Source organism: Empedobacter sp. ULE_I140 (assembly GCF_053482575.1).
Window position 1 is genome coordinate 1,267,765 of the sequence record NZ_JBQMTX010000001.1, and the last position, 21,499, is coordinate 1,289,263.

The following is a 21,499-nucleotide window of genomic DNA, read 5'->3' on the forward strand; positions in this document are numbered from 1 at the left end:
GAATAAAATGGGTATTAAATATTATCATTATAAAAACTCGTCTTCATCATCAAAATCATCTTCCATTTCGTCGTCGTCAGGAGGATAATCTTCGATAAAAACTTTGAATAATCTTGGACAAATGATTTGCAAATTGGTTAAATTTTCGTCATCCCAATCAAACTCAGGTTTTGGAGATTTTTCGGTATAAAATTTAAAACATTCTTTGTCTACAAAGTCAATAATTTTGTGTTCGAATTTTTCATAGAAAACATTATCAGCGATTAAATGAAAATCTTCAAACTCATATAAATCATCTTCGTTGAAGCCTTCGTTAAAATAATCAGCTAAATTATCAGGATTCAAAATTGCCTTTTCAAACAATTCTTGTCCTTGCGAAATAATCCAATTTTTGAAATAATAGAAATGTGTTGGATCTGTATCATCATTCATAATACAAGCTGCACACCATATTTCAGGCGAATGTAATGAATAGGAGTAGAACTCTAATCGAAGTTGAAAACCAATAATATCCTCGGCAGTTAGATCTTCTAATTCTTGTTCCAAAGCCTTTTCTTGATCTTGCAAATTATTGGCATTGAGCAAAGAATTTTCTATAATTTGCCAAAACAAATCTTCTTCGAGCATACGCGAAATGCGCTCTGAGGGAAGGGTTGAAGAGTTAAACAAATCATCTAAAAAATCCATATTTCTACTTTTTAGTTTGTATTTAGTTGGTTTTGATTCGTAAAAAATTATCTAACGTTTTATTTCTTAAACCTTTAATTGATAAAACATTTTAATAAAATCTTTTTATAATTTATAAATAAAATATGATGAAACCTATTAATTTTTAAACTATTTACAATTTTTAAGGTAATTGTTTGATTTTGTTTAAACTAAAAAATGTCTAATTCGAAGTGGAATTAGACTTTTTGGTTTTAAATATTTTACTCAATAATATGCGGAACAAAACGACTTTTATCGGTTGTAATAAATTGGTCACTTTCGCGGAACGTAATTCCACACGATTCTTGCCCAATAATCCAACTTCCGATAATGGTATAACCTGTTTCTTCGTGATGTAAATTAGCCAAAGCTTGATAAATAAAACCTTCTTCGCCATATTCGCCAGAAGTTTGCTCCGAAATAGCTCCACTTTTTACAACTTCTACATTTGCGCCTTCACGAGATAACAATGGTTTTTTGACATAATTCTTCATCTCTTTTGGTGAATCTGTATAAGCTTCTAATAATAATGGATGATCTGGATACAATTCCCATAAAATTGGTAAAATAGCTTTGTTCGAAAGAATCATTTTCCAAGCTGGTTCTATCCAATTTGCGTTGATTTCATCATTTTTGATGTTGTATGCAAACAACTCGTTCATCATCCATTCCCACGGATAAAGTTTGAAAATATCTGTAATTGGTTCTTCTTCTAAATCAACAAAATTGACATTATTCCAACCGATTTCGTCTACATAAATTAATTTGGTATTAATTCCGGCTTGTATCGCACAATCTCTGATATATTCGATATTCGTCAAATCTTCTAACGATTCTCTCACGCAAGAAAAATGCAAGGTTTCACCTTTCAAATAAGGTTTTAACATTTTCCATGTTTCAATTAATTTATCGTGAACAGAATTGAATTGATCTTTTGTTTCTCCAAAATAATTTTCCATCCAAAACCATTGTACAACACCACATTCAAACAACGAAGTAGGTGTATCAGCATTGAATTCTAACATTTTCAATTGATCATTATCGTAAGCAAAATCAAAACGTCCATAAATACTTGGCGCATCATTTTCCCATGTATCAATCAAATAAGGTTGAATAAATTTTGGAATTTTAAATTCGTCCAAACGATTATTTTGAATCACATGTTCGACAGCATTCAAGCACATTTCCCACAATTCGTTTGTCGCTTCAAAGATTTTATCCGCTTCTTTTTCCGAAATAGAATAGTAATAATCTTCTACCCAATAGGTTTGTTTATTTTCGTCTGTATGATAGCCAAAGCCAATATTTTCTAACCTTTCTTGCCAGTTTTCGTCAGCTTTTATTCTTTTTAATTGCATAAAATTTGTTTAAGATGAAACTGAACGAGAAGAAGCAGATTTTCCGAATCCACCGCGAACAGTTTGACTTTTATACGCTTGTGCTTTTGCTGCGTTTGTTCCAACATTAGATTGTTGATGCAAACCTTGACTTGCATAGCCCATTCCGCCGCCAGTTAAGCTACGAAAAGCCATAAACCAAAGCAACGAACTACCCATTCCACCGTGATGCGAACCACCAGAATGAGATGCATAATTTGACGTAACATCTGTGTAAGGAGCAGTAGAATCTGCACGCATATATACCTTTTGTGCATTGTTCGTAACAGGCGCTTCTTCACGATTCATACATGAACTAAGAACCGAAGAAATTAACACTAAAGTCACGACTTTACTTGCTCTTTTTTCTCTTTTATTCATGATAGATTATTGAATGGTTACGTAAATAGGAATTTTGGTAGAATCGGTAGGTGTATATTGTTTGTGCGTAATCAAAGTATCTACTTTTTCTGCAATCATCAAATCGTTTGACCAAATTTTTTGTTTGGTAATATGTAAAACAGAGTCGCCTTTAGTTTCTGTTGTTAAAACAACTTCACGAGCTGATTTTTTATCAATTTGTTCTAAATTTTGATTTTCGTTTTGATTAGATTGACACGCAAAAAAAGTTGTCAATGGTAGTGTTACTAAAAGTATTTTTTTCATGTTTCTTAGACTTCTAACAAAGTTACATTATTTCACAAAAAAAGCATAATTCAGAATTTCTGAATTATGCTTTTTGAAAAAGTATAGTCTTATTATTTATTATTCTAATGATTCAAAACTAATAATTCTTCTTTTTTCATAGAACCTGTTTGTTTCAATCTTGTATGCCAAGAGAACGCTTCTTCTAAGATATGTGGCGTTTGACCACCTCTTTCTGCACAAGCTCTTTCGAAATAAGATAATAATTCACCTTTATAATCTGGATGAACACAGTTGTTGATAATTTCGATTGCTCTTTCGCGTGGTGCTAAACCTCTTAAATCGGCTAAACCTTGCTCTGTAACAATAATATCTACATCATGTTCTGTGTGATCGTGATGAGAAACCATCGGAACGATAGAAGAAATATTTCCACCTTTTGCGATAGAAGCAGTAACAAAGATTGAGATAAATGCATTACGAGCAAAATCTCCAGAACCTCCAATACCATTCATCATGTGTGTACCAGAAACATGAGTTGAGTTTACGTTACCATAAATATCACACTCTAAAGATGTATTGATTCCAATAATTCCTAAACGACGAATAACTTCGGCTGAGTTAGAAATAGATTGAGGACGTAAAACAATTTTATCTTTATAATTGTCGATGTTTCCTATAACACGGTCATAACATTCTTGAGAAACTGTCATAGAAGATGCCGAAGCAAACTTCATTTTTCCAGAATCAATTAAGTCAAATGTAGAATCTTGTAAAACTTCTGAGTACATTACTAAATCTTCAAAATCAGAATGTTCTAAACCACCTAAAACAGCGTTTGCAACTTTACCAATACCACATTGTAATGGCATTAATGATTTTGTAAGACGACCTTCTTCAACTTCATTTTCGAAGAATTTCACAATGTTTTGAGCAATTGCAGCAGTCGCTTCATCAGCTGGTTGAATGTCTCCTGGAGCATCTTGAATGTCGTGAAAAACAATTCCAACAATTTTAGAAGGATCTACTTTTATTGTTTCTGTTCCAATTTTTGTATCACAAGCAGTGATGTTAATTGGTGTACGTTTTCCATATTCTTCTACACTATAAATATCGTGAATACCTTTTATATTTGTAGGGATAGACGTGTTAATCTCAATGATTAATTTGTCTGCATTTGCAGCAATTTCAGCATTATTACCGATAGAAGTTGTAGGTACTAAAGAACCATCTTCTAAAATTTCAGCAACTTCTAAAACACCTAAATTAATTTTAAATTGTCCATCTAAAATATGTTCAGCAGTTTCTCCTAAATGCTGATCGATAAATAAAACATTACCTGCATTTATATTTTTACGCATTACAGTGTCTACTTGGAATGGTAAACGTTTTTTTAATGCTCCACTTTCTACTAAAGCTGCGTCTGTACCATGTCCTAATGAAGCTCCTGTTACTAAAGTGATTTTTAAATTTTCAGATTTGGCACGCTCCGCAACAGCTTTTAATACAACTTTTGTATCGCCTCCTCTTGTAAAACCACTAGAACCAACAGTCATTCCATCTTCAAAAAATTTGGCAGACTCCTCTGCTGTCATTACTTTTGACTGTAAGTTAGTTAATTTTATTCTTTCCAACATAATGCAACTTTTTCTTTCTAATACTATTCAATAATTGTTCCCTTCTGAACGAAGGGAATTACAAATATTGGATTAATTAATAAAAAGTTAATATTAAAAATAGTCAAATAATTATCTATTTCGGACATTTTTATTTGTGTACATTATACATCATATCAAATAAATTATTATATTAGTTCGCAGATTAAAGAAACTATGAATATACATTTGGATAATAAGTTCGAAACACGATATTACCTAACCGAAATTGACAAATTACCAACCTCAATTTTCTGTTACCATAAGGAAATTTCGGAAGCATACGTGGTAGAACATAAACATAACAAAGCGCAATTTCTTTATTGTGAGGGAGGAATAGTTTATGTAAAAATAGGAAAAGATACTTTTTATTTACCTGCAAGACACTATATGTGGATACCGCCTCATGTGGAACATAGTATACACCCAAATACACCAGAGGTGATTATGAGAAATTTATATTTCCCTATTAATGAAAGTGATAATTCGTTTTATAAAAAAGTAGGAATCTATCCTGCTGATGGATTGTTGTTAGAGCTTTTATTATTTTCTAACCAATGGAAAGGAGATATTGTTCCAGAAAACAGAAGCGAATATGTAATTGCACAAGCTTTTAAAGAAATATTACCTAAAGTAAGCAAAAGTAGTTTACGATTAGCTCTTCCATTACCACACGACGAACGTCTGAAAAAAATCGTTCAATTCTTAGATGATAATATGGATTCTTCGATTACAATGAAGAAAATTACAGCCGAATTCGGTTTCTCTGAACGATCATTATCACGATTATTCCAAAAAGATTTGAATATGACATTTGTTCAATATTTCACTATTTTAAGAATGTTACGCGCTTTACAATTGTTAATTGATAATACGTATTCAATCAGTGAAATTTCGACAATGGTTGGTTACAATAGTTTACCAACATTTAGTAATACATTCCAAAAAGTAATTGGAGTTCGTCCAACAGATTACTCAAAGAAAAAAGATATATTATAAATTAAGGTATGAAAATTTATCAAGTAAGTGGATTAGGCGCAAACGCAAATGCTTTTCGAAATCTACGCTTGGAACAAGATTTTGAGCAAGTTTATATTCCTTGGTTAGATCCAGAGAAAGATGAAACTTTGGCTCATTATACCGAAAGATTATTAGATAAAATAAATCCCACAGAAGATTTTCTTTTGATGGGATTATCTTTTGGTGGAATAATTGTGCAGGAAATGAATCGTTTTATTAATCCAAAACATACATTTCTGATTTCGACAGTGAAGAATAGGGCAGAGCTTCCGAAGTTATTTCGATTCTCGGCTTCTATTAATGCACATAAAATAATTCCGATGAGTTTCTTAACTTCGGATCGGACATTTTCGTACATGATGATGCGAAAATTATATTATACTGATCGAGAAAAAGATAATATTGACGATATTTTTGAGTTTCGAAACAAAGAATATTTAAGTTGGTCGATTCATAAGATTGTAAACTGGGAACATTCTACAGCTTATCATGAAGAAAATATTACACATATTCATGGTACAAAAGATATTGTTTTTCCGATTGAATATATCAAAGATGCAATACAAATAGAAGGCGGAACACATATTATGGTGATGCAAAAGCCAAAATTAGTGAGCGATGAAATAAATAAAGTATTAATCACTTTATAACTAAAAAAAGCTTGAACATTTGTTCAAGCTTTTCTGATTTTATACTTCTTCTGTTGTATTTTCTTCTTCAAAATAGCTTTTTTCTAAAGCGAAATTTTCAGCATTGATGACATCAAATTCGCCAATTTTTGTACGACGAAGTGCTGTTAAATATCCACCAGAATTGACTGCTTTTCCAAAATCAAAAGCCAAAGAACGAATGTAGGTTCCTTTGCTACAATTCACTTCAAAATCGACAAAAGGTAAATCTATTTTTGTAATTTTAAAATCGTGAATCGTTATTTTACGTGCTTTACGTTCTATTTCTTGACCTTCGCGAGCTAATTCATATAAACGTTTTCCATCTACTTTTACCGCTGAATGCATTGGCGGAAATTGTTCAATTTCTCCAACAAATTGTTTTGTTGCTTCGCGAATAATTTCTTCTGTGATATGATTTGTCGGAAAAGTTTCATTTTCTTCCGATTCTAAATCATAGGTAGGCGTTGTAACACCTAATTTAATTGTACCAGTATAAGTCTTTTCTTGCGCCTGAAATTCATCAATGCGTTTTGTCCATTTCCCTGTACAAACCAATAAAAGTCCAGTAGCTTTTGGATCTAAAGTCCCAGCATGTCCAACTTTTATTTTCTTTAAGTTATATGCTTTTCTAATGTTCCAACGAATCTTATTTACAACATCAAAAGATGTCCAATCAAGTGGTTTATCAATCAAAAAAACGTGACCTTCTTGTATTTTTTCTACGTTCATCTTATTTGTGCTGAATCATTGTAGTTTCTACTGAAGCGGTATTGTCTTTTTCTGCTTGTGTTGGAGAATTGTAAGAGAAATAAATCAATAAAATAATTCCGATGATAATTCTGTAAAACCCCCAAAATTTGAAACCATATTTTGTTAAAACTGCGATAAATGTTTTCACTGCGATTAATGCTACAATAAATGCGACAACATTTCCAATTAAGAATAATATAATATGGTTTTGATCTTGCAAAATCATTTCGTAACCTTTCATTGGTGTTGCAGTATCTTCTCCCCAAGTTTTAACAAAAATAGAATAAACTGTAACCGCTAACATTGTCGGAACTGCTAAAAAGAAAGAAAATTCTGCAGCTGCTTTACGAGATAAACCTTGTGTCATACCTCCAATGATCGAGGCTGCGGAACGAGATGTACCAGGCATCATAGCCAAACATTGCCAAAAACCGATAATAATTGCTTGTTTTAATGTAATATCTTTTTCATCATTAATTTTAGGATTTTTGAACCATTTGTCTACAAATAATAAAATGATTCCTCCGAAAACTAACATTCCAGAAATAGCAACTTGATTTCCTAAAACAGCTTCGATTTTATCATCAAATAATTTTCCTAATATAAGGGCAGGAATAACCGCACAAGCTAATTTGATGTAAAAATTGAAATTGAAATTTTTGAAGTCAAAGAATTTTTTCCAATATAAAACGACAATTGATAAAATTGCTCCAAATTGTATCGAAACTTGAAACATTTTTAAGAATTCACTTTCTGGCATCCCCATCAAAGCTGCTGTGAATCCCATGTGTGCTGTAGAAGAAATTGGTAAATATTCGGTAAGACCTTCTATAATAGCAATAATAATTGCTTGTAAAGTATTCATTATTTTTCTTTATTCGGATTGATTAAAATGGCATAAATCTCGACGATGAAACCAACAACAACTAAAAAAGGCGCTAATCTAATTCTACGAAAAGAATAGATTTCGTCGTTCCAATAATTTGCATCCCACGTTCCATCGGGTCTTGTGTTCGCATCGTGTCCTGTCATCAATAAAAATCCAAGACCAATTAGCGCAACACCAATTGCCATGAAAATGTAATTTCTTTTTCCAAATAAAAAAGTAAAACCAGCATCGTTTGTAGATGCTGATTTTTTTGTTGTATTGATAGAATTTGATTTCATTAATAAAGTTGATCAGTTTTTAATCTTAAATAACGCCATGCAGCAAACAATGTACTGAAAACGGCAATAACAACTCCAATTCCAATTAAGATAATAATAAGTGGAGTGAAGCTTGGATTCCAAAGTACTAAACCAACTTTTGTTGCTAAAATGTACCATAAGAAACCTAATCCTACTGCTGCAATAAATGCTGCTAAGAAACCTAAAACTGCGGCTTCTATCAAGAAAGGTTTTACAATAAAACGTCTACGCGCACCAACTAATTGCATCGTTTTGATGCTGAAACGTTTTGCGTAAATTTTCAGACGGATAGAGTTGTTGATTAATACAACAACGATTACCAAGAAAATAACAGCAAAAATCATAATCCAAAAAGTAATTTTGTTGATGCTGTGGTAAATCGTTACCATCGCTTCTTTGTCACTTTTTACTTCGTCTACAATCGGATTTTTTGCCAATACCTTATTAATAGAATCAATTTGTTCAACAGATTGTATTAATGCAGGGTTCAATGTAATTTGAACTGATGCAGGGAAAATACTTTCTTCGAAGAAATCACTACCATCCGTACCCAAATCTTTTTTCGCAATTTTAGCTGCATCCTCTTTGCTGATATACTGTGTAGCTTCAACAAAAGGATACTTCACCTTCAACGAATCGATATAAGATTTCTGTAAATCAAGCTCCTTATCTTTTAATTTTGGATCTTCGACATCTTTAAAATATGCCTCGATTTTTAACTCTCTTTTTAGATGTTCTGCGTAACTTTGTGCATTAATGACAATTAAGCCGAAAATACCTAATAGAAATAAAACAAGCGAAATACTAATCACAACAGTGATGTTTGAAGATCGCAGTCTTTTTTTCTCAAATTTATCGTTCGTTTTTGACATTTGGGTTAATTTTGGGGCTAAGATAAAAAAAACTTATTTCGCAAGAAAGATATTCCGTATATATTCTACGGTAAGTTGGTTAAAGAAAACTTAAAATTTAGAATTTTTGAAAGTAAAAGCTAAAAAACATTTAGGTCAGCATTTTTTGAATGACGAAAATATTGCACGAGACATCGCTGAAGGGTTAACTTGGGAAGGCTATGATCGTGTCTTAGAAATTGGTCCAGGAATGGGCGTGTTGACAAAATATATTTTACAAGCAAAGAAAAATATAGAGGTTGTGGAGATTGATACAGAATCAGTCGAATATTTAAAAGAATATTATCAACCATTTTATCCAGGATTTAAAATTCATTCTGAAGATTTCTTGAAAATGGACTTTTCATCAAAGTTTGATGAACAAATTGCTATTTTAGGAAATTTTCCGTATAATATATCTTCGCAAATTATTTTTAAAGCTTTAGAAGAGCGTTACACTGTTCCCGAAGTTTGTGGAATGTTTCAGAAAGAAGTTGCAGAACGTATTGCATCCAAAAAAGGTACAAAAGATTATGGTATACTTTCTGTATTAGCTCAAGCTTATTATCATTGTGAATATTTGTTCACCGTTCCAGAACACGTTTTTACACCGCCACCAAAAGTGAAATCGGGCGTTATTATTATGAAACGCTACCGAACAGAAATTGAAGGAGTCGAACAAAAACGGTTTTTTCAAGTGGTAAAAGCTGGTTTTGGACAAAGAAGAAAAACGCTTCGTAATTCGTTGAAAGCTTTGGGAATTCCTGAAGATTTAAACGATCACGAGTTTTTGAATATGCGCGCAGAACAATTATCTGTCGAAGATTTTATTGAGTTAACGAAAAGAATGAAATAGATTATGGAGGTAAAAATTACAAAAGATTTTATTGAACATTTAAACGAAAGTATTAATCAGCAAAATGCAAAAGCAGTTAAGGAGATGTTGCAAGATTTGCACCCCGCCGATATTGCTGAATTGTTTGATGAGCTTTCGACCAAAGAACAATCTTTTGTAATTGATTTACTCGATAATGAAATTTCTGCTGATATCCTTCTTGAATTAGAAGAAGATGATCGACGCAAATTCCTGAAAACGCTTACTGCAAAAGAAATTGCTGAAGATGTCATTAATGAGATGGATACCGATGATGCTGTTGACGTTATTAATGAGCTTTCTGATGAAAAGAAAGATGAGGTAATTGCGCAATTAGAAGACCAAGAACATGCCCGTGAAATTGTAGATCTTTTACGTTATGACGAAGATACGGCTGGAGGTTTGATGGGGAAAGAGTTGATAAAAGTCAACAAAGATTGGTCGGTAATTACAGCAGTAAAACAAATGCGAAAACAAGCTGAGGATTTAGAAGAGGTTTTCTCTATTTATGTTGTTGATGAAGATGAAAAATTACTTGGAACGTTGAGTTTAAAGCGTTTATTGACGACTTCTGCAAATACAAAAGTTGCTGATGTTTACAATGAAAAGATCCAATATGTAAAGACTTATTCAAAAGATATGGAGGTTGCAAAAGTAATCGAAAAATATGATTTGTATGAAGTGCCTGTTGTAGATGAATTAATGCGTTTGGTAGGTGTAATTACGGTGGATGATGTGATTGATGTTATTCGTGAAGAAGCTGAAGAAAATTATCAATTAGCAGCCGGGATTACTCAAAATGTCGATTCGGATGATAATATCTTAAAATTAACTCGTGCTCGTCTACCCTGGCTTTTATTGGCTTTGGTAGGTAGTTTTGTTGCTGTTAATGTGTCGCAAAGTTTTAGCGATGCGATGAATTTGTATCCGCAATTATTCTTTTTTACACCGCTTGTTGCCGCCATGGCAGGAAATGTTGGTGTGCAATCTTCTGCGATTATTGTGCAAGGTTTGGCGAATAGTAATATTTCGGGTTCTATTTGGAAAAGATTAGGAAAAGAAATGTTATTGGCTTTATTGAATAGTTCATTATTAGCTTTTGTACTTTTATTGGCGACGCATTTCTTGATGAGCGCAAGCTACGAAATTTCTTCAACCATTGTATTAGCTTTAGTAATTGTAATGATTTTAGCAAGTTTGATTGGGACATTTATTCCAATTATGTTGCATAAATATGGTGTTGATCCTGCTATTGCAACAGGTCCATTTATCACAACAAGTAATGATATCTTTGGTTTATTGATTTACTTTTCGATTGCGAAAATGATTTTAGGATTTTAAAAAAAATAAAATGAATACATTAAAAATAATAGGAATTGCAACCCAAACATCTAACAATAATAGTCAAGCGATTGAAGATTTAGGAAAGTTATGGCATCAATTTTTTGCAGAAAATATTATTGCTAAAATTCCGAATGCGATAACCTCTAATATTTATTCGGTTTTATACAGATTACGAAAGTGATTTTAGAGGAAAATATACGACAATTATTGGTTGCGAAGTTTCTTCTTTAGATGAAATTCCAGAAGGGATGGTTGGGCGAGAATTTGAGCCACAAACATTCAAAAAATATATTGCCAAAGGAGAATTGTATGAAGCAGTTGAAAAAACTTGGACAGAAATTTGGAATGATGATGCAAATCTAAATCGTACGTATAAATATGATTACGAATTGTACACCGAAAAAGCTCAAAATCCTGCTGATGCAGAAATTGAGATTTATATTGGTGTAAAAGAATAGTAATTAATACTGATATATTAGAAAATAATATTAAAAAAATGAGCTGAAAGTAAAACTTTTCAGCTCATTTTTTATTTTGGATATTTTGTAGGATTTCTATGCGCATTAAAAACTGCATAAATAAAAAAGTTTTTTCTTCTTCATTAGTTTCAAAAAAAAACAAATAAGGAAAAGATCTAAAAGGTTTTGAACGCAAATTTCTATAGTTCACTTGATAGAAAGGATTATTTCCAAAGTTTCCAAAACTTAAGATTTTGCCGCAGATGTAGAAAAGTTTGAATAATAAGAAAGAGCTTGTTCAATATCTTGGGCAGCTTCAGAAGAAATTCTAGTCTTATAAATCATATTTTTCGTGTAATTCTTTCAATACATCTTTTGCTTTCATAATTATTAATTTTACAAAACAGTTGTCGTTCTAACAAAGTCACAAAAAGTATACCTCATTATATAATCAAGATTTTGTGTAATATTTCTGATTATTTTTTCAATAAAATCTTAAACTCAGTTCCCGTTTCTTTAGATGATTTAGCTACAAATATTTTTCCTTTGTGATAATCTTCGATAATTCGTTTTGCTAATGATAATCCCAATCCCCAACCGCGTTTTTTGGTAGTAAAGCCAGGTTGAAAAATCTTTTTCTGCAATTTGGTCGGAATTCCAGAACCTGTATCAGCAATAGAAATTTCGACAAATTTACCTTTCGTTTTTATATCGATATCCAAAACGCCTTTATTTTGCATTGCATCAGCGGCATTTTTCATCAAATTTTCGATAACCCAACTATATAAAGAAGAATTAAGATTGATGTTAAATTCATCGACATCGGTAGTAAAGTTTAATTCAATTCCTTTCGAAATGCGTTGCGAAATATAATCCACTGTTTGTTTGGAAGTTGAAATAATATCAGTTTGTTTGAGTTCAGAAGTTGAACCAATTTTCGAGAAACGTTCGGCAATATGTTTCAATCGATCCACATCTTTTTCAATTTCTATGACTGAAGTTTGATCGATTTCTTCCAATTTCAATAATTCGACCCAACCCATCAACGAAGAAAGTGGTGTACCAATTTGATGTGCCGTTTCTTTTGCCATTCCAGCCCATAAATAACTTTTTTCGGTGTCACGAACTGTTTTGAAATACCAGTACGAAAATCCAAAAAACAGTAAAATCAATAAAATAATGATGAGTGGATAATATTGTAATTGATTGAGAAGTTTTGAATTTTTGAAATAAACATAATTTTTAGTTCCGATTAATTCAACATCAATTGTTTGTTCCGACGATTTCATTTTGTTGACATATTTTTTTAATTGAACCGAATCTTTTACGATGGATTCATCAATATTTTTGGTGTCTACAATAATGCCTTTTTCGTCTACAAGTGCAACAGGGATCGATTTGTTGTCTTCAATTAATTTGAATAGAAAATCTTGCGTTTTCGGATCTAAAAATTCTGATGAGCTTATCAACTCTAACGATCGCGCATAATTCTCTACACGTTTGTGTTCTTCACGTTTTAGCTCTTGTACAATTTTATTACTCGACCATATTGTAATAGCGAAAATCACAAATATTATAAAGAAGCCAATCCAACGTTTGTTTATTTTTTTTGTTAGAAAATTTCTCATCTAAATGTAAAATCTTTCTTAAATTTATATCAAATGTAATGATTATTTGATTATAATATATTTTTATGGCGAGATAAGATAAATATGATGAAAGTAATTTTTTTTAAAGCCTTAAATAGTTTATTTTTGTAGCTAAATCTCATAGAGAGTAAAATTTATGGATCGTTTTTCGTTTTTAAATGCCGCTCATTTAGAGTTTATAGGCGACTTATATGATCAATACGTCCAATATCCGGATAGTATTGAACCAAGTTGGAAAGCTTTTTTCCAAGGGTATGACTTTGCGAATGCAACATATGATGGAGAGCCATTATTTGCACCAGCAACACAAACAGCTCCTAACAAAGCTAGTCAAACAACGCAAGCAGTAGTTAATCCTGCAGTAGTATCTCAAGTTCCAGACAACGTACAGAAAGAATTTAAAGTAATCAATTTGATTGATGCTTACCGTTCTCGTGGACATTTGTTTACTAAGACTAACCCAGTTAGAGCGCGTAGAACTTTTGAACCTTCATTAGACATCAAGAACTTCGGTTTGACAGATGCCGATTTAGGATTGACATTCAATGCTGGTGAAATTTTAGGTATTGGTGGACCAATCACTTTACGTGAAATCATTGGACACTTAGAAAACATGTACTGCGAATCTATCGGAATCGAGTATATGTATGTAAGAGAACCTCAAAGAATTAATTGGATTCAGAATTGGTTAAACCAAAACTTGAATCAACCAAAATTATCTAAGGAGGAGAAAGAACGTGTTTTAGAAAAGTTGAATGAAGCAACTGCTTTTGAAAACTTTATGCACACGAAATATGTTGGACAAAAACGTTTCTCAGTAGAAGGAAATGAATCTTTAATTCCTGCTTTGGATACATTGATTAACCGTTCTGCAGATCACGGCGTACAAGAGGTTATCGTAGGGATGGCTCACCGTGGTCGTTTGAATGTTTTGGCTAACATTTTTGGAAAATCATATTCTCAAATCTTTTCAGAATTCGAAGGAAAAGCTTTTGATACAGATTTAATGGCTGGTGATGTTAAATATCACATGGGATCATCAAATCAAATCAAAGCATTGAATGGAAAAGATATCCGAATCAATTTAGCACCAAATCCATCTCACTTAGAGACTGTAGATGCAGTTGTAGAAGGGATTACACGTGCAAAAGTTGAGGAAGATTACAAAGATGATTATTCTAAAATTATTCCAATCTTAATTCATGGTGATGCTGCTGTAGCTGGACAAGGAATCGTTTACGAGGTTGTTCAAATGGCAGGATTAGACGGATATAAAACAGGTGGTACAGTACACGTTGTGGTAAATAACCAAGTTGGGTTTACAACAAACTATTTAGATGCGCGTACATCTACATATTGTACAGATGTTGCTAAAGTAACATTGTCTCCTGTAATGCATGTAAATTCTGATGATGTAGAAGCGGTAGTTCACGCTTTCCGTTTTGCAGCAGATTATCGTGCAGAATTCGGTTCTGATGTATTCATCGATTTATTAGGATACCGTAAATATGGACATAACGAAGGTGATGAACCAAAATTCACTCAACCTAAATTATATAACTTAATCGCTAAACACCCAAATCCTCGTGAAATTTACAAGGATAAATTATTAAAAGAAGGTGTAATAGGAGAAGAAATCGTTAAACAAAAAGAAGCAGAATTTAAAGCTCTATTAGAAACGAATTTCGAAGCTTCTAAAGAAATTGAGCGTAATCACATTTTCCCTTTCATGCCAGAAGAGTGGGAAGGATTTGAAATTGCTGATGATGCAAAAGTTTTTGAACAAGCAAATACTTCTTACGACGAAGCAAAATTAAAAGAAATTGCAAAAGCTGTTTCTACAGTTCCTGAAGGTAAAAAATTAATCAAAAAAGTTTCTCGTTTAATTGAAGGACGTGGAAAAATGATTGAGGAAGATAAAATTGACTGGGGATTAGGAGAAGCTTTAGCTTTCGGTTCTATCTTAACAGACGGACGTAACGTGCGTGTTTCTGGGGAAGATGTAGAACGTGGAACTTTCTCTCACCGTCATGCGGTTGTAAAAACTGAAGACACAGAAGAAGAAATTATCTTATTAAACCATATCAATAATGAACAAGGTCAATTAAGAATCTATAATTCATTATTATCTGAGTATGCAGTTTTAGGTTTTGATTATGGATATGCAATGGCAAATCCTAAAGCGTTAACTATTTGGGAAGCTCAATTTGGAGATTTCGTGAATGGAGCGCAAATCGTAATCGACCAATATATTTCTGCAGCAGAAGATAAATGGAAATTACAAAATGGTTTAGTAATGTTATTGCCTCATGGATATGAAGGGCAAGGAGCAGAGCACTCTTCAGCACGTTTAGAGCGTTTCTTACAAATGTGTGCTGGTAACAATATGTTTGTTGCAAATATCACAACTCCAGCTAACTTCTTCCACGCATTAAGAAGACAGGTTGTAACAGATTACCGCAAACCATTGGTTGTAATGTCACCAAAATCATTATTACGTCATCCATCAGCAGTATCATCATTAGCAGATTTCGCAAATGGAGGTTTCCAAGAAATCATCGAAGATGTAACAGTAGATGCGAAAAAAGTGAAAAAAGTAGTTTTCTGTTCAGGAAAAATCTACTACGATTTAGACAAAAAACGCCAAGAATTAGGTGATAAAGAAACTGCAATTATTCGTTTAGAGCAATTATATCCTTTAAATGAAGAAAAAGTAGATGCTATCATCTCTAAATTTGGTAATGCTAAATTGGTTTGGGCACAAGAAGAACCAGAAAATATGGGAGCTTGGATGTATATCTTACGTAAGTTAAGAAAATATCCATTCGACGTAGTTTCTCCAGCAGAAAGTGCTGCAACAGCACCAGGTTCAAGTAAACGTTGGGCTGCAATTTACGAAGAGGTAATTAATAAAGTATTCAATTAAAAAATAAAGCTAATAGATATGTTAGAAATGAAAGTCCCATCACCAGGGGAATCAATCACAGAAGTAGAGATCGCTACGTGGTTAGTAAAAGACGGTGATTACGTAGAAAAAGACCAAGCAATTGCTGAGGTTGACTCAGATAAAGCAACATTAGAATTACCAGCAGAAGAAAGTGGAATTATCACTTTGAAAGCGGAAGAAGGTGATGTTGTAGAAGTAGGACAAGTTGTTTGTCTTATTGATACATCAGCTGCTAAACCAGAAGGAGGAAGCGCTCCAGCTGCAGAAGCACCAAAAGCTGAGGTTAAAGAAGAAGTAAAAGCTGCTCCAGCTCCAGTTGCTACGCCAGCACCTGCTGCTCCAGCTGCAACTTACGCTACGGGAACTCCATCTCCAGCGGCTAAAAAAGTTTTAGACGAAAAAGGTATCGATGCTTCTCAAGTAAAAGGTTCAGGACGTGACGGACGTATCACTCAAGATGATGCAGCTCGTTTTACACCAGCAATGGGAACTTCTACTCAAGGAACTCGTGCTCAATCAGAGAAAAAATTATCATCATTACGTCGTAAAATTGCACAACGTTTAGTTTCTGTTAAAAATGAAACTGCAATGTTAACTACATTCAACGAAGTTGATATGTCTGCAATTTTTGCTTTACGTAACCAATATAAAGACGAATTCAAAGCTAAACACGGTGTTGGTTTAGGATTCATGTCTTTCTTTACAAAAGCAGTTACACGCGCATTAGAGTTATACCCAGACGTAAACTCTATGATTGACGGTGACTACCAAGTAAAATTTGACTTTGCTGACGTTTCTGTTGCAGTATCAGGACCAAAAGGTTTAATGGTGCCAGTTGTACGTAATGCAGAAAACTTAACTTTCCGTGGTGTTGAGCAATCTATCAAAGATTTAGCAATCAAAGTACGTGACGGAAAAATTTCTGTTGATGAAATGACAGGAGGTACATTTACAATCACTAATGGTGGTGTATTTGGATCTATGATGTCTACACCAATCATCAACCCACCTCAATCAGGTATCTTAGGAATGCACAATATCGTTGAGCGTCCAGTTGTTAAAAACGGACAAATTGTTATCGCTCCAATGATGTATGTTGCTTTATCTTATGACCACCGTATCATCGACGGACGCGAATCTGTAGGATTCTTAGTTGCTGTTAAAGAAGCGGTAGAAGATCCATTAAACGTATTAATGGGAGGTGACGCTAAAAGAGCTTTAGAATTGTAATACATAAAAACATTCTAACAATCCATAAATTGAAAGCCATTCGAAAGAATGGCTTTTTTGGTTTATAAGTTGAGATTACCTAATTCTCCCTTCCTCTTCATTTACTTTATTCTCTTTCGAGATGGTTTTATTCAATCGGCCAAAATTATATTTAACACTAACTGATAGTTCTTGATAATCGACTAAAAATAGATTTTTAGAACTTATTTTATCATAATTCAGTGTTTCGCTAAATTTCATTTGTTTGAATAAATCATTGAAACGAATAGAAAAATCAAAGTTTTTGTATGATTTTGTCAATCCAAGATTAACGATAACTTGAGAATTTCGATCATAAATTCCTTCAGTTCGTTTGCTTAACCAATATCCATTAACCATAAAGTTGAAATCTTTTCCCAATTTGAAATTGTGATTAGAGTATAAATAGATATACGGAATCGATTTTTTTAACACAGCTTTTTCATCAATTATTTTACTATAAATTATAGCTAAACTAATTTGTGTTGACCAAAATTTATATTCGAATGGAACATCCAAAGCAACAGAAATGTTTTTTTCTTTTTCGAAATTAATCGTTGTAAATGTTGAAATATTTCTCACATCATTATAAATTAATGTATAATTCATCGGATTTTTACTTTGATAATACGTCACATTCATGTTCCATTTTTTTAATGAATAATTCGCTGAAAATGTGTCGGTGTAAGTAGGTAAAATATTAAAATTTCCACTGTATTCGATATAAGGACTTCCGTACAAATTCCCAGAAGAAAGATTGCTGTAATTCGGTCTATCAATTGTACGTTTATAGTAAATTGTTAACGCATTTTTATTATCAAAAGTGTAATTAATTTCTGCATTCGGAAACCAATCGATGTATTTTTTATCAATATCCGAAAGTTGTTTTATTTCATCAAAACCTTTAGAATTAGTCGTTTATGTTCTTAATCCAGCTTTATAATTCCATTTTTCATAGTTTTTTGTGTATTGCAAATAGGCTGCAAGATTTAGCTCTTTGAACTTATAGAGAAATTCTTCTGATAATTTTTGAGGAAAAAACGTTTGATTAGTTGTTTCTGATTTTGCATGCGTAAAACGTCCTCCAAATTCAATCTTTTGATCAGATTCATACTTTTTTTCGACATCAAATTTTCCTGCAAAAACCTTAAGACGATATTTTTGATAGCGCGATTGATTGTACTCTACATCATTCTCATTTATCTTATTGTAAAAATCATATGTCGTTCCTGTGTTATAAATCGTGTATTGCAAACCTGCTAAAATACTTGCGTCAATTGATTGAATATTTTTATTGTAATTCATCAAAGTATTCACAAAATTTCGATGATTTTCATTATCATTTAACGTTAAAATAGATTTATTTTCATTATTTTCGGTATATTCTGTTTTGGTATCAATCAAACCTTTATCTTTTCTGAAATTTGAATTAATAGCAAACGAAAAATAATCTCCAGATTTATTTAATTCTTGAAAAAAGCTTGTGTTTACAATAAAATGTGGACGTTTCGTTTGAGATTTTATGAAATAATTGGACTGAATATTTTTGTCTTTTATGCGATAATCGAATCCATTTCCTTCCCACGGATTTAGTTGATTATAAGATGCGTTTAGTTTAAATTCGCTTTTATTTTTACGAATTTGAAAAGTCGAATTGAAATAATTATTAAACTTTCTTTTGAACGATAATGTTTCTTGCAAAGTCAATTTTAAACCTTCTTTTTTACTTTTCTTTAGATTAATTTTTACGACAGATTTTCCATTTGCTTCATATTTCGCTGAAGGGTTTTTGATGATTTCAATCGATTTTATGTCCTCAATTGCTAAACTCGAAATGGTAGAAAAATCAACTTGTTGATCGTCCAAATACAACAAAGGGTTTCCTTTTCCAATAATTGTCAATGTTTCTTGATCTGCGCCTAACATGACGCTTGGTAATTTTGAAAATAATTCTTTAGTTGTAGCAAGTTTATTAAAATTTGAATTGGCGACATCAATAGTATAATTGCCATTTTTTATTTTGAAAGTTTCTTTTTTTCCATTGATTACAACTTCATTAATTTGTACAGTTTCATCAATATTTAAGTAAAATGTTTTATTCTCGTTCAAATAAAAAGGTTCTTCATCTTGAATATTATTGTCATAAATAACTGAAATTGAATAAGTTTTTGGTTCTAAATTTTCAAAGTTAAAATTTGAATTTTTAGTTTCAATTGTTTGAATAACATTTTGAAATTCATCGTGTAAAATAACTTTAGCGTGAATTGTTTTTGACTCATTTTCTGATGAAATATTTCCTGTAATCGAATATTTTTCTTGTGCAAAAGCAAAAGAACTAATCAAAATGAGAATTAATTGTAAAAATTTCATAATAAAATTGTGTTGATTATTGTTTTACTTACATTTAGAGGAAGTAAAATTTTTGTTTGAACAATTTTAATTTATATTTTTAAATGTTTTTTATCAACTTGGTGTCAAATGATAATTGTTTACAATGTTATTCAAATTAAAGAAATACAATATGTTACGTTTTATAATTTCGGAAAATAGTTTTCTTAAATTTATCACAGTTATTCTATTCATATTCAGTTCAATAAATATGTTTGGAAAAACACAAAATGATAAAGCTGAATTTTTGCGTCAAAAGAATAATGATTTGGTTGAAGAAAATCTTCGAATTATTGATTCAACGATTTCAACAGCTTATCGATTGAATGATAAAGTTGTGTTGAGTGAAGCTTATATCGAAAAAGGAAATTATTTTTTGGAGCAACGTAATTACAATAATGCTTTGAAAAATTTTACCATTTCGAAACAACTATCAACCGAAATAAAAGATGATTTTACATTTTATTCTTCGCTCGTCGGAATTGCGAAAACAAAAGAAAGCTTGCATGAAACCAACGAATCTATAACGTTGTACGAAACTTCTTTGCCTTATTTTGAAAAGCATAAAGAGCAACCAAAATCGTTCAGCATTTACCTTTCCATTCTTGGGAAATTGTCTTATTTATATAGCAAAACAAATCATCTGAACAAAAGTGATTATTACAATAAAGTTGAATTATCCGAAACGGTTGATACGGTAAATTATCAATATGCTTTGAAGAATAAAGGAATTATTGATTTCTACAAAAAAGATTATAATTCGGCATTTAATACATTGAAAAAAGCACAACAAGCTTTCTGGAAGCAAAATGATATCAAATGGTATGTGATTTCGGAGCAATTTTTAGGTGAAATTTTATATCAACAAAAGCGAAATAGAGAAGCAATCCAATATTTTGAAAATGTTGTGGAATTCTCAAAACAATATAAAATTCTTGATGAAGAACTGCGACTTTCTTATGAACGAGTAGTTGAATACAACGAGAAATATGGAAATAGTCGAGATAAATTATTATCTGTAAATAATTTATTGTCTTTTGATAGTTTATTTTATGTGGCTGATCATACTGTTTTGAAACCAAATCTCGAGAAATATGAAAATACATTCCTGAAAACTGAACGAAATTTATTGAAAGAAAAGAATCAAAACTTCAAAAGAACTTCATTTTTTGGTTTAGTAGTAATTCTAATTTTTGGTGGAATTGTTTTTTATAAAATGAATCAAAAACATCAAAAAAAGAAGAATTATTTACAAAAATGTCTTGATGAAATAACAATACTTGAGTTAGATATTAAGGAAGAAAATCAATTAGAAAAAACAAAATTCGAAGTTGAAATTGATGAAGATTTCGAACAAAGTTTGCAATTGTTTGAAGAACAAAAGTTGTTTCTAAATCCAAAATTTTCGTTGAATGATTTGGTTCTAGAATTGAACGCCAATCGAACAATTGTGTCAAATTATATTAATCGTTCGAGATCGAAAAATTTTAACCAATATATCAATGAATTGAGAATTAATTACCTTTTGAAACGAATTGAAAATGAGCCAAATATCAAAAAATACACAATTGATGCGTTGGCAGAAGAAACAGGTTTTAATTCGAGAAAAACTTTTTCAGATGCTTTTTTGGATCATACAGGTTTTCGACCGTCTCAATATTTACGGAATATTATTAAATAAAAAAAGC

Annotated in this window: 17 protein-coding genes and 2 pseudogenes; 8 read left to right on the forward strand and 11 right to left on the reverse strand. The window is 31.7% G+C overall.

Features of this window, described 5'->3' with window-relative positions:
* Positions 1-27: 27 nt before the first annotated feature.
* From ACTS9J_RS06055 to ACTS9J_RS06075, 5 genes are all read right to left on the reverse strand, one after another.
* Positions 28-687, reverse strand: coding sequence for a DUF4240 domain-containing protein (locus ACTS9J_RS06055; protein ID WP_286496108.1), 660 nt, complete (start codon positions 685-687; stop codon positions 28-30).
* 242 nt (positions 688-929) lie between these two features.
* A complete protein-coding gene (locus ACTS9J_RS06060; protein WP_286496109.1) occupies positions 930-2,066 on the reverse strand; it encodes a glutathionylspermidine synthase family protein in 1,137 nt (378 codons plus the stop codon).
* 9 nt (positions 2,067-2,075) lie between these two features.
* Positions 2,076-2,465 carry a hypothetical protein gene (locus ACTS9J_RS06065; protein WP_221855306.1) on the reverse strand — a complete coding sequence of 130 codons (390 nt, stop codon included), beginning with the start codon at positions 2,463-2,465 and terminating at the stop codon, positions 2,076-2,078.
* A 6-nt stretch (positions 2,466-2,471) separates the two neighbouring features.
* The gene (locus tag ACTS9J_RS06070; protein WP_280035742.1) at positions 2,472-2,750 is read right to left on the reverse strand and encodes a hypothetical protein; all 279 of its coding nucleotides are present in this window, start codon (positions 2,748-2,750) and stop codon (positions 2,472-2,474) included.
* A 104-nt stretch (positions 2,751-2,854) separates the two neighbouring features.
* Positions 2,855-4,366 (reverse strand): succinate CoA transferase, encoded by a 1,512-nt coding sequence (locus ACTS9J_RS06075; protein WP_286496110.1) that lies wholly within the window; start codon positions 4,364-4,366, stop codon positions 2,855-2,857.
* A 195-nt stretch (positions 4,367-4,561) separates the two neighbouring features.
* On the opposite strand from ACTS9J_RS06075, the gene ACTS9J_RS06080 reads away from it, so the two are divergent.
* Both ACTS9J_RS06080 and ACTS9J_RS06085 read left to right on the forward strand, forming a co-directional pair.
* Entirely contained in the window at positions 4,562-5,383 is an 822-nt protein-coding gene (locus ACTS9J_RS06080) for an AraC family transcriptional regulator (protein ID WP_180906175.1), read from the forward strand.
* 8 nt (positions 5,384-5,391) lie between these two features.
* A complete protein-coding gene (locus ACTS9J_RS06085; protein ID WP_114999497.1) occupies positions 5,392-6,054 on the forward strand; it encodes an alpha/beta fold hydrolase in 663 nt (220 codons plus the stop codon).
* 39 nt (positions 6,055-6,093) lie between these two features.
* Here the strand turns inward: ACTS9J_RS06085 and truB are convergent, their stop codons facing one another.
* The 4 genes from truB to ACTS9J_RS06105 are packed head-to-tail and all read right to left on the reverse strand — an operon-like array spanning position 6,094 to position 8,885.
* Entirely contained in the window at positions 6,094-6,804 is a 711-nt protein-coding gene (gene truB, locus ACTS9J_RS06090; protein WP_125349728.1) for a tRNA pseudouridine(55) synthase TruB, read from the reverse strand.
* A 1-nt stretch (position 6,805) separates the two neighbouring features.
* The gene (locus ACTS9J_RS06095) at positions 6,806-7,690 is read right to left on the reverse strand and encodes an undecaprenyl-diphosphate phosphatase (RefSeq protein ID WP_448353040.1); all 885 of its coding nucleotides are present in this window, start codon (positions 7,688-7,690) and stop codon (positions 6,806-6,808) included.
* Positions 7,690-7,992, reverse strand: coding sequence for a DUF3098 domain-containing protein (locus ACTS9J_RS06100; protein WP_286496112.1), 303 nt, complete (start codon positions 7,990-7,992; stop codon positions 7,690-7,692). The genes ACTS9J_RS06095 and ACTS9J_RS06100 overlap by 1 nt, the downstream gene beginning before the upstream one ends.
* Positions 7,992-8,885: a cell division protein FtsX gene (locus tag ACTS9J_RS06105; RefSeq protein WP_221855311.1), complete on the reverse strand. Its 894-nt coding sequence runs from the start codon at positions 8,883-8,885 to the stop codon at positions 7,992-7,994. The genes ACTS9J_RS06100 and ACTS9J_RS06105 overlap by 1 nt, the downstream gene beginning before the upstream one ends.
* 106 nt (positions 8,886-8,991) lie before the next feature.
* On the opposite strand from ACTS9J_RS06105, the gene rsmA reads away from it, so the two are divergent.
* The 3 genes and pseudogenes from rsmA to ACTS9J_RS06120 all read left to right on the forward strand — a co-directional run bounded on the left by rsmA (position 8,992) and on the right by ACTS9J_RS06120 (position 11,579).
* A complete protein-coding gene (gene rsmA / locus ACTS9J_RS06110; protein WP_038332430.1) occupies positions 8,992-9,759 on the forward strand; it encodes a 16S rRNA (adenine(1518)-N(6)/adenine(1519)-N(6))-dimethyltransferase RsmA in 768 nt (255 codons plus the stop codon).
* A 3-nt stretch (positions 9,760-9,762) separates the two neighbouring features.
* Positions 9,763-11,118 carry a magnesium transporter gene (gene mgtE / locus ACTS9J_RS06115; RefSeq protein WP_221855313.1) on the forward strand — a complete coding sequence of 452 codons (1,356 nt, stop codon included), beginning with the start codon at positions 9,763-9,765 and terminating at the stop codon, positions 11,116-11,118.
* Between the two features lie 10 nt (positions 11,119-11,128).
* Positions 11,129-11,579: pseudogene (locus ACTS9J_RS06120) on the forward strand (GyrI-like domain-containing protein).
* Positions 11,580-12,055: 476 nt separating this feature from the next.
* Here ACTS9J_RS06120 and ACTS9J_RS06125 read toward each other — a convergent pair.
* Positions 12,056-13,207, reverse strand: a complete 1,152-nt coding sequence (locus tag ACTS9J_RS06125; RefSeq protein WP_219034287.1) for a sensor histidine kinase — start codon at positions 13,205-13,207, stop codon at positions 12,056-12,058.
* Between the two features lie 157 nt (positions 13,208-13,364).
* Here ACTS9J_RS06125 and ACTS9J_RS06130 point away from each other — a divergent pair, with 157 nt between their 5' ends.
* Positions 13,365-16,154: a 2-oxoglutarate dehydrogenase E1 component gene (locus ACTS9J_RS06130; RefSeq protein ID WP_219034288.1), complete on the forward strand. Its 2,790-nt coding sequence runs from the start codon at positions 13,365-13,367 to the stop codon at positions 16,152-16,154.
* Between the two features lie 18 nt (positions 16,155-16,172).
* Positions 16,173-17,405, forward strand: coding sequence for a 2-oxoglutarate dehydrogenase complex dihydrolipoyllysine-residue succinyltransferase (odhB, locus tag ACTS9J_RS06135; RefSeq protein WP_185096030.1), 1,233 nt, complete (start codon positions 16,173-16,175; stop codon positions 17,403-17,405).
* Between the two features lie 75 nt (positions 17,406-17,480).
* On the opposite strand, the pseudogene ACTS9J_RS06140 reads toward odhB, so the two are convergent.
* A pseudogene (locus ACTS9J_RS06140) lies at positions 17,481-19,793 on the reverse strand (outer membrane beta-barrel protein).
* A 229-nt stretch (positions 19,794-20,022) separates the two neighbouring features.
* On the opposite strand from ACTS9J_RS06140, the gene ACTS9J_RS06145 reads away from it, so the two are divergent.
* Complete coding sequence (locus tag ACTS9J_RS06145; RefSeq protein WP_448353041.1) at positions 20,023-21,492, forward strand: helix-turn-helix domain-containing protein; 1,470 nt, start codon at positions 20,023-20,025, stop codon at positions 21,490-21,492.
* The last annotated feature ends 7 nt before the right edge of the window (positions 21,493-21,499 follow it).

Excerpts from the sequence above, each read along its gene's own strand:
- odhB (WP_185096030.1), top strand. The coding sequence starts at position 16,173 with ATGTTAGAAATGAAAGTCCCATCACCAGGGGAATCAATCACAGAAGTA.
- mgtE (WP_221855313.1), top strand. The coding sequence starts at position 9,763 with ATGGAGGTAAAAATTACAAAAGATTTTATTGAACATTTAAACGAAAGT.
- ACTS9J_RS06070 (WP_280035742.1), bottom strand. The coding sequence starts at position 2,750 with ATGAAAAAAATACTTTTAGTAACACTACCATTGACAACTTTTTTTGCG.
- ACTS9J_RS06125 (WP_219034287.1), bottom strand. The coding sequence starts at position 13,207 with ATGAGAAATTTTCTAACAAAAAAAATAAACAAACGTTGGATTGGCTTC.
- ACTS9J_RS06105 (WP_221855311.1), bottom strand. The coding sequence starts at position 8,885 with ATGTCAAAAACGAACGATAAATTTGAGAAAAAAAGACTGCGATCTTCA.
- ACTS9J_RS06085 (WP_114999497.1), top strand. The coding sequence starts at position 5,392 with ATGAAAATTTATCAAGTAAGTGGATTAGGCGCAAACGCAAATGCTTTT.
- ACTS9J_RS06095 (WP_448353040.1), bottom strand. The coding sequence starts at position 7,690 with ATGAATACTTTACAAGCAATTATTATTGCTATTATAGAAGGTCTTACC.
- ACTS9J_RS06055 (WP_286496108.1), bottom strand. The coding sequence starts at position 687 with ATGGATTTTTTAGATGATTTGTTTAACTCTTCAACCCTTCCCTCAGAG.
- ACTS9J_RS06145 (WP_448353041.1), top strand. The coding sequence starts at position 20,023 with ATGTTTGGAAAAACACAAAATGATAAAGCTGAATTTTTGCGTCAAAAG.
- ACTS9J_RS06065 (WP_221855306.1), bottom strand. The coding sequence starts at position 2,465 with ATGAATAAAAGAGAAAAAAGAGCAAGTAAAGTCGTGACTTTAGTGTTA.
- ACTS9J_RS06080 (WP_180906175.1), top strand. The coding sequence starts at position 4,562 with ATGAATATACATTTGGATAATAAGTTCGAAACACGATATTACCTAACC.
- ACTS9J_RS06075 (WP_286496110.1), bottom strand. The coding sequence starts at position 4,366 with ATGTTGGAAAGAATAAAATTAACTAACTTACAGTCAAAAGTAATGACA.
- ACTS9J_RS06100 (WP_286496112.1), bottom strand. The coding sequence starts at position 7,992 with ATGAAATCAAATTCTATCAATACAACAAAAAAATCAGCATCTACAAAC.
- ACTS9J_RS06130 (WP_219034288.1), top strand. The coding sequence starts at position 13,365 with ATGGATCGTTTTTCGTTTTTAAATGCCGCTCATTTAGAGTTTATAGGC.
- ACTS9J_RS06060 (WP_286496109.1), bottom strand. The coding sequence starts at position 2,066 with ATGCAATTAAAAAGAATAAAAGCTGACGAAAACTGGCAAGAAAGGTTA.
- truB (WP_125349728.1), bottom strand. The coding sequence starts at position 6,804 with ATGAACGTAGAAAAAATACAAGAAGGTCACGTTTTTTTGATTGATAAA.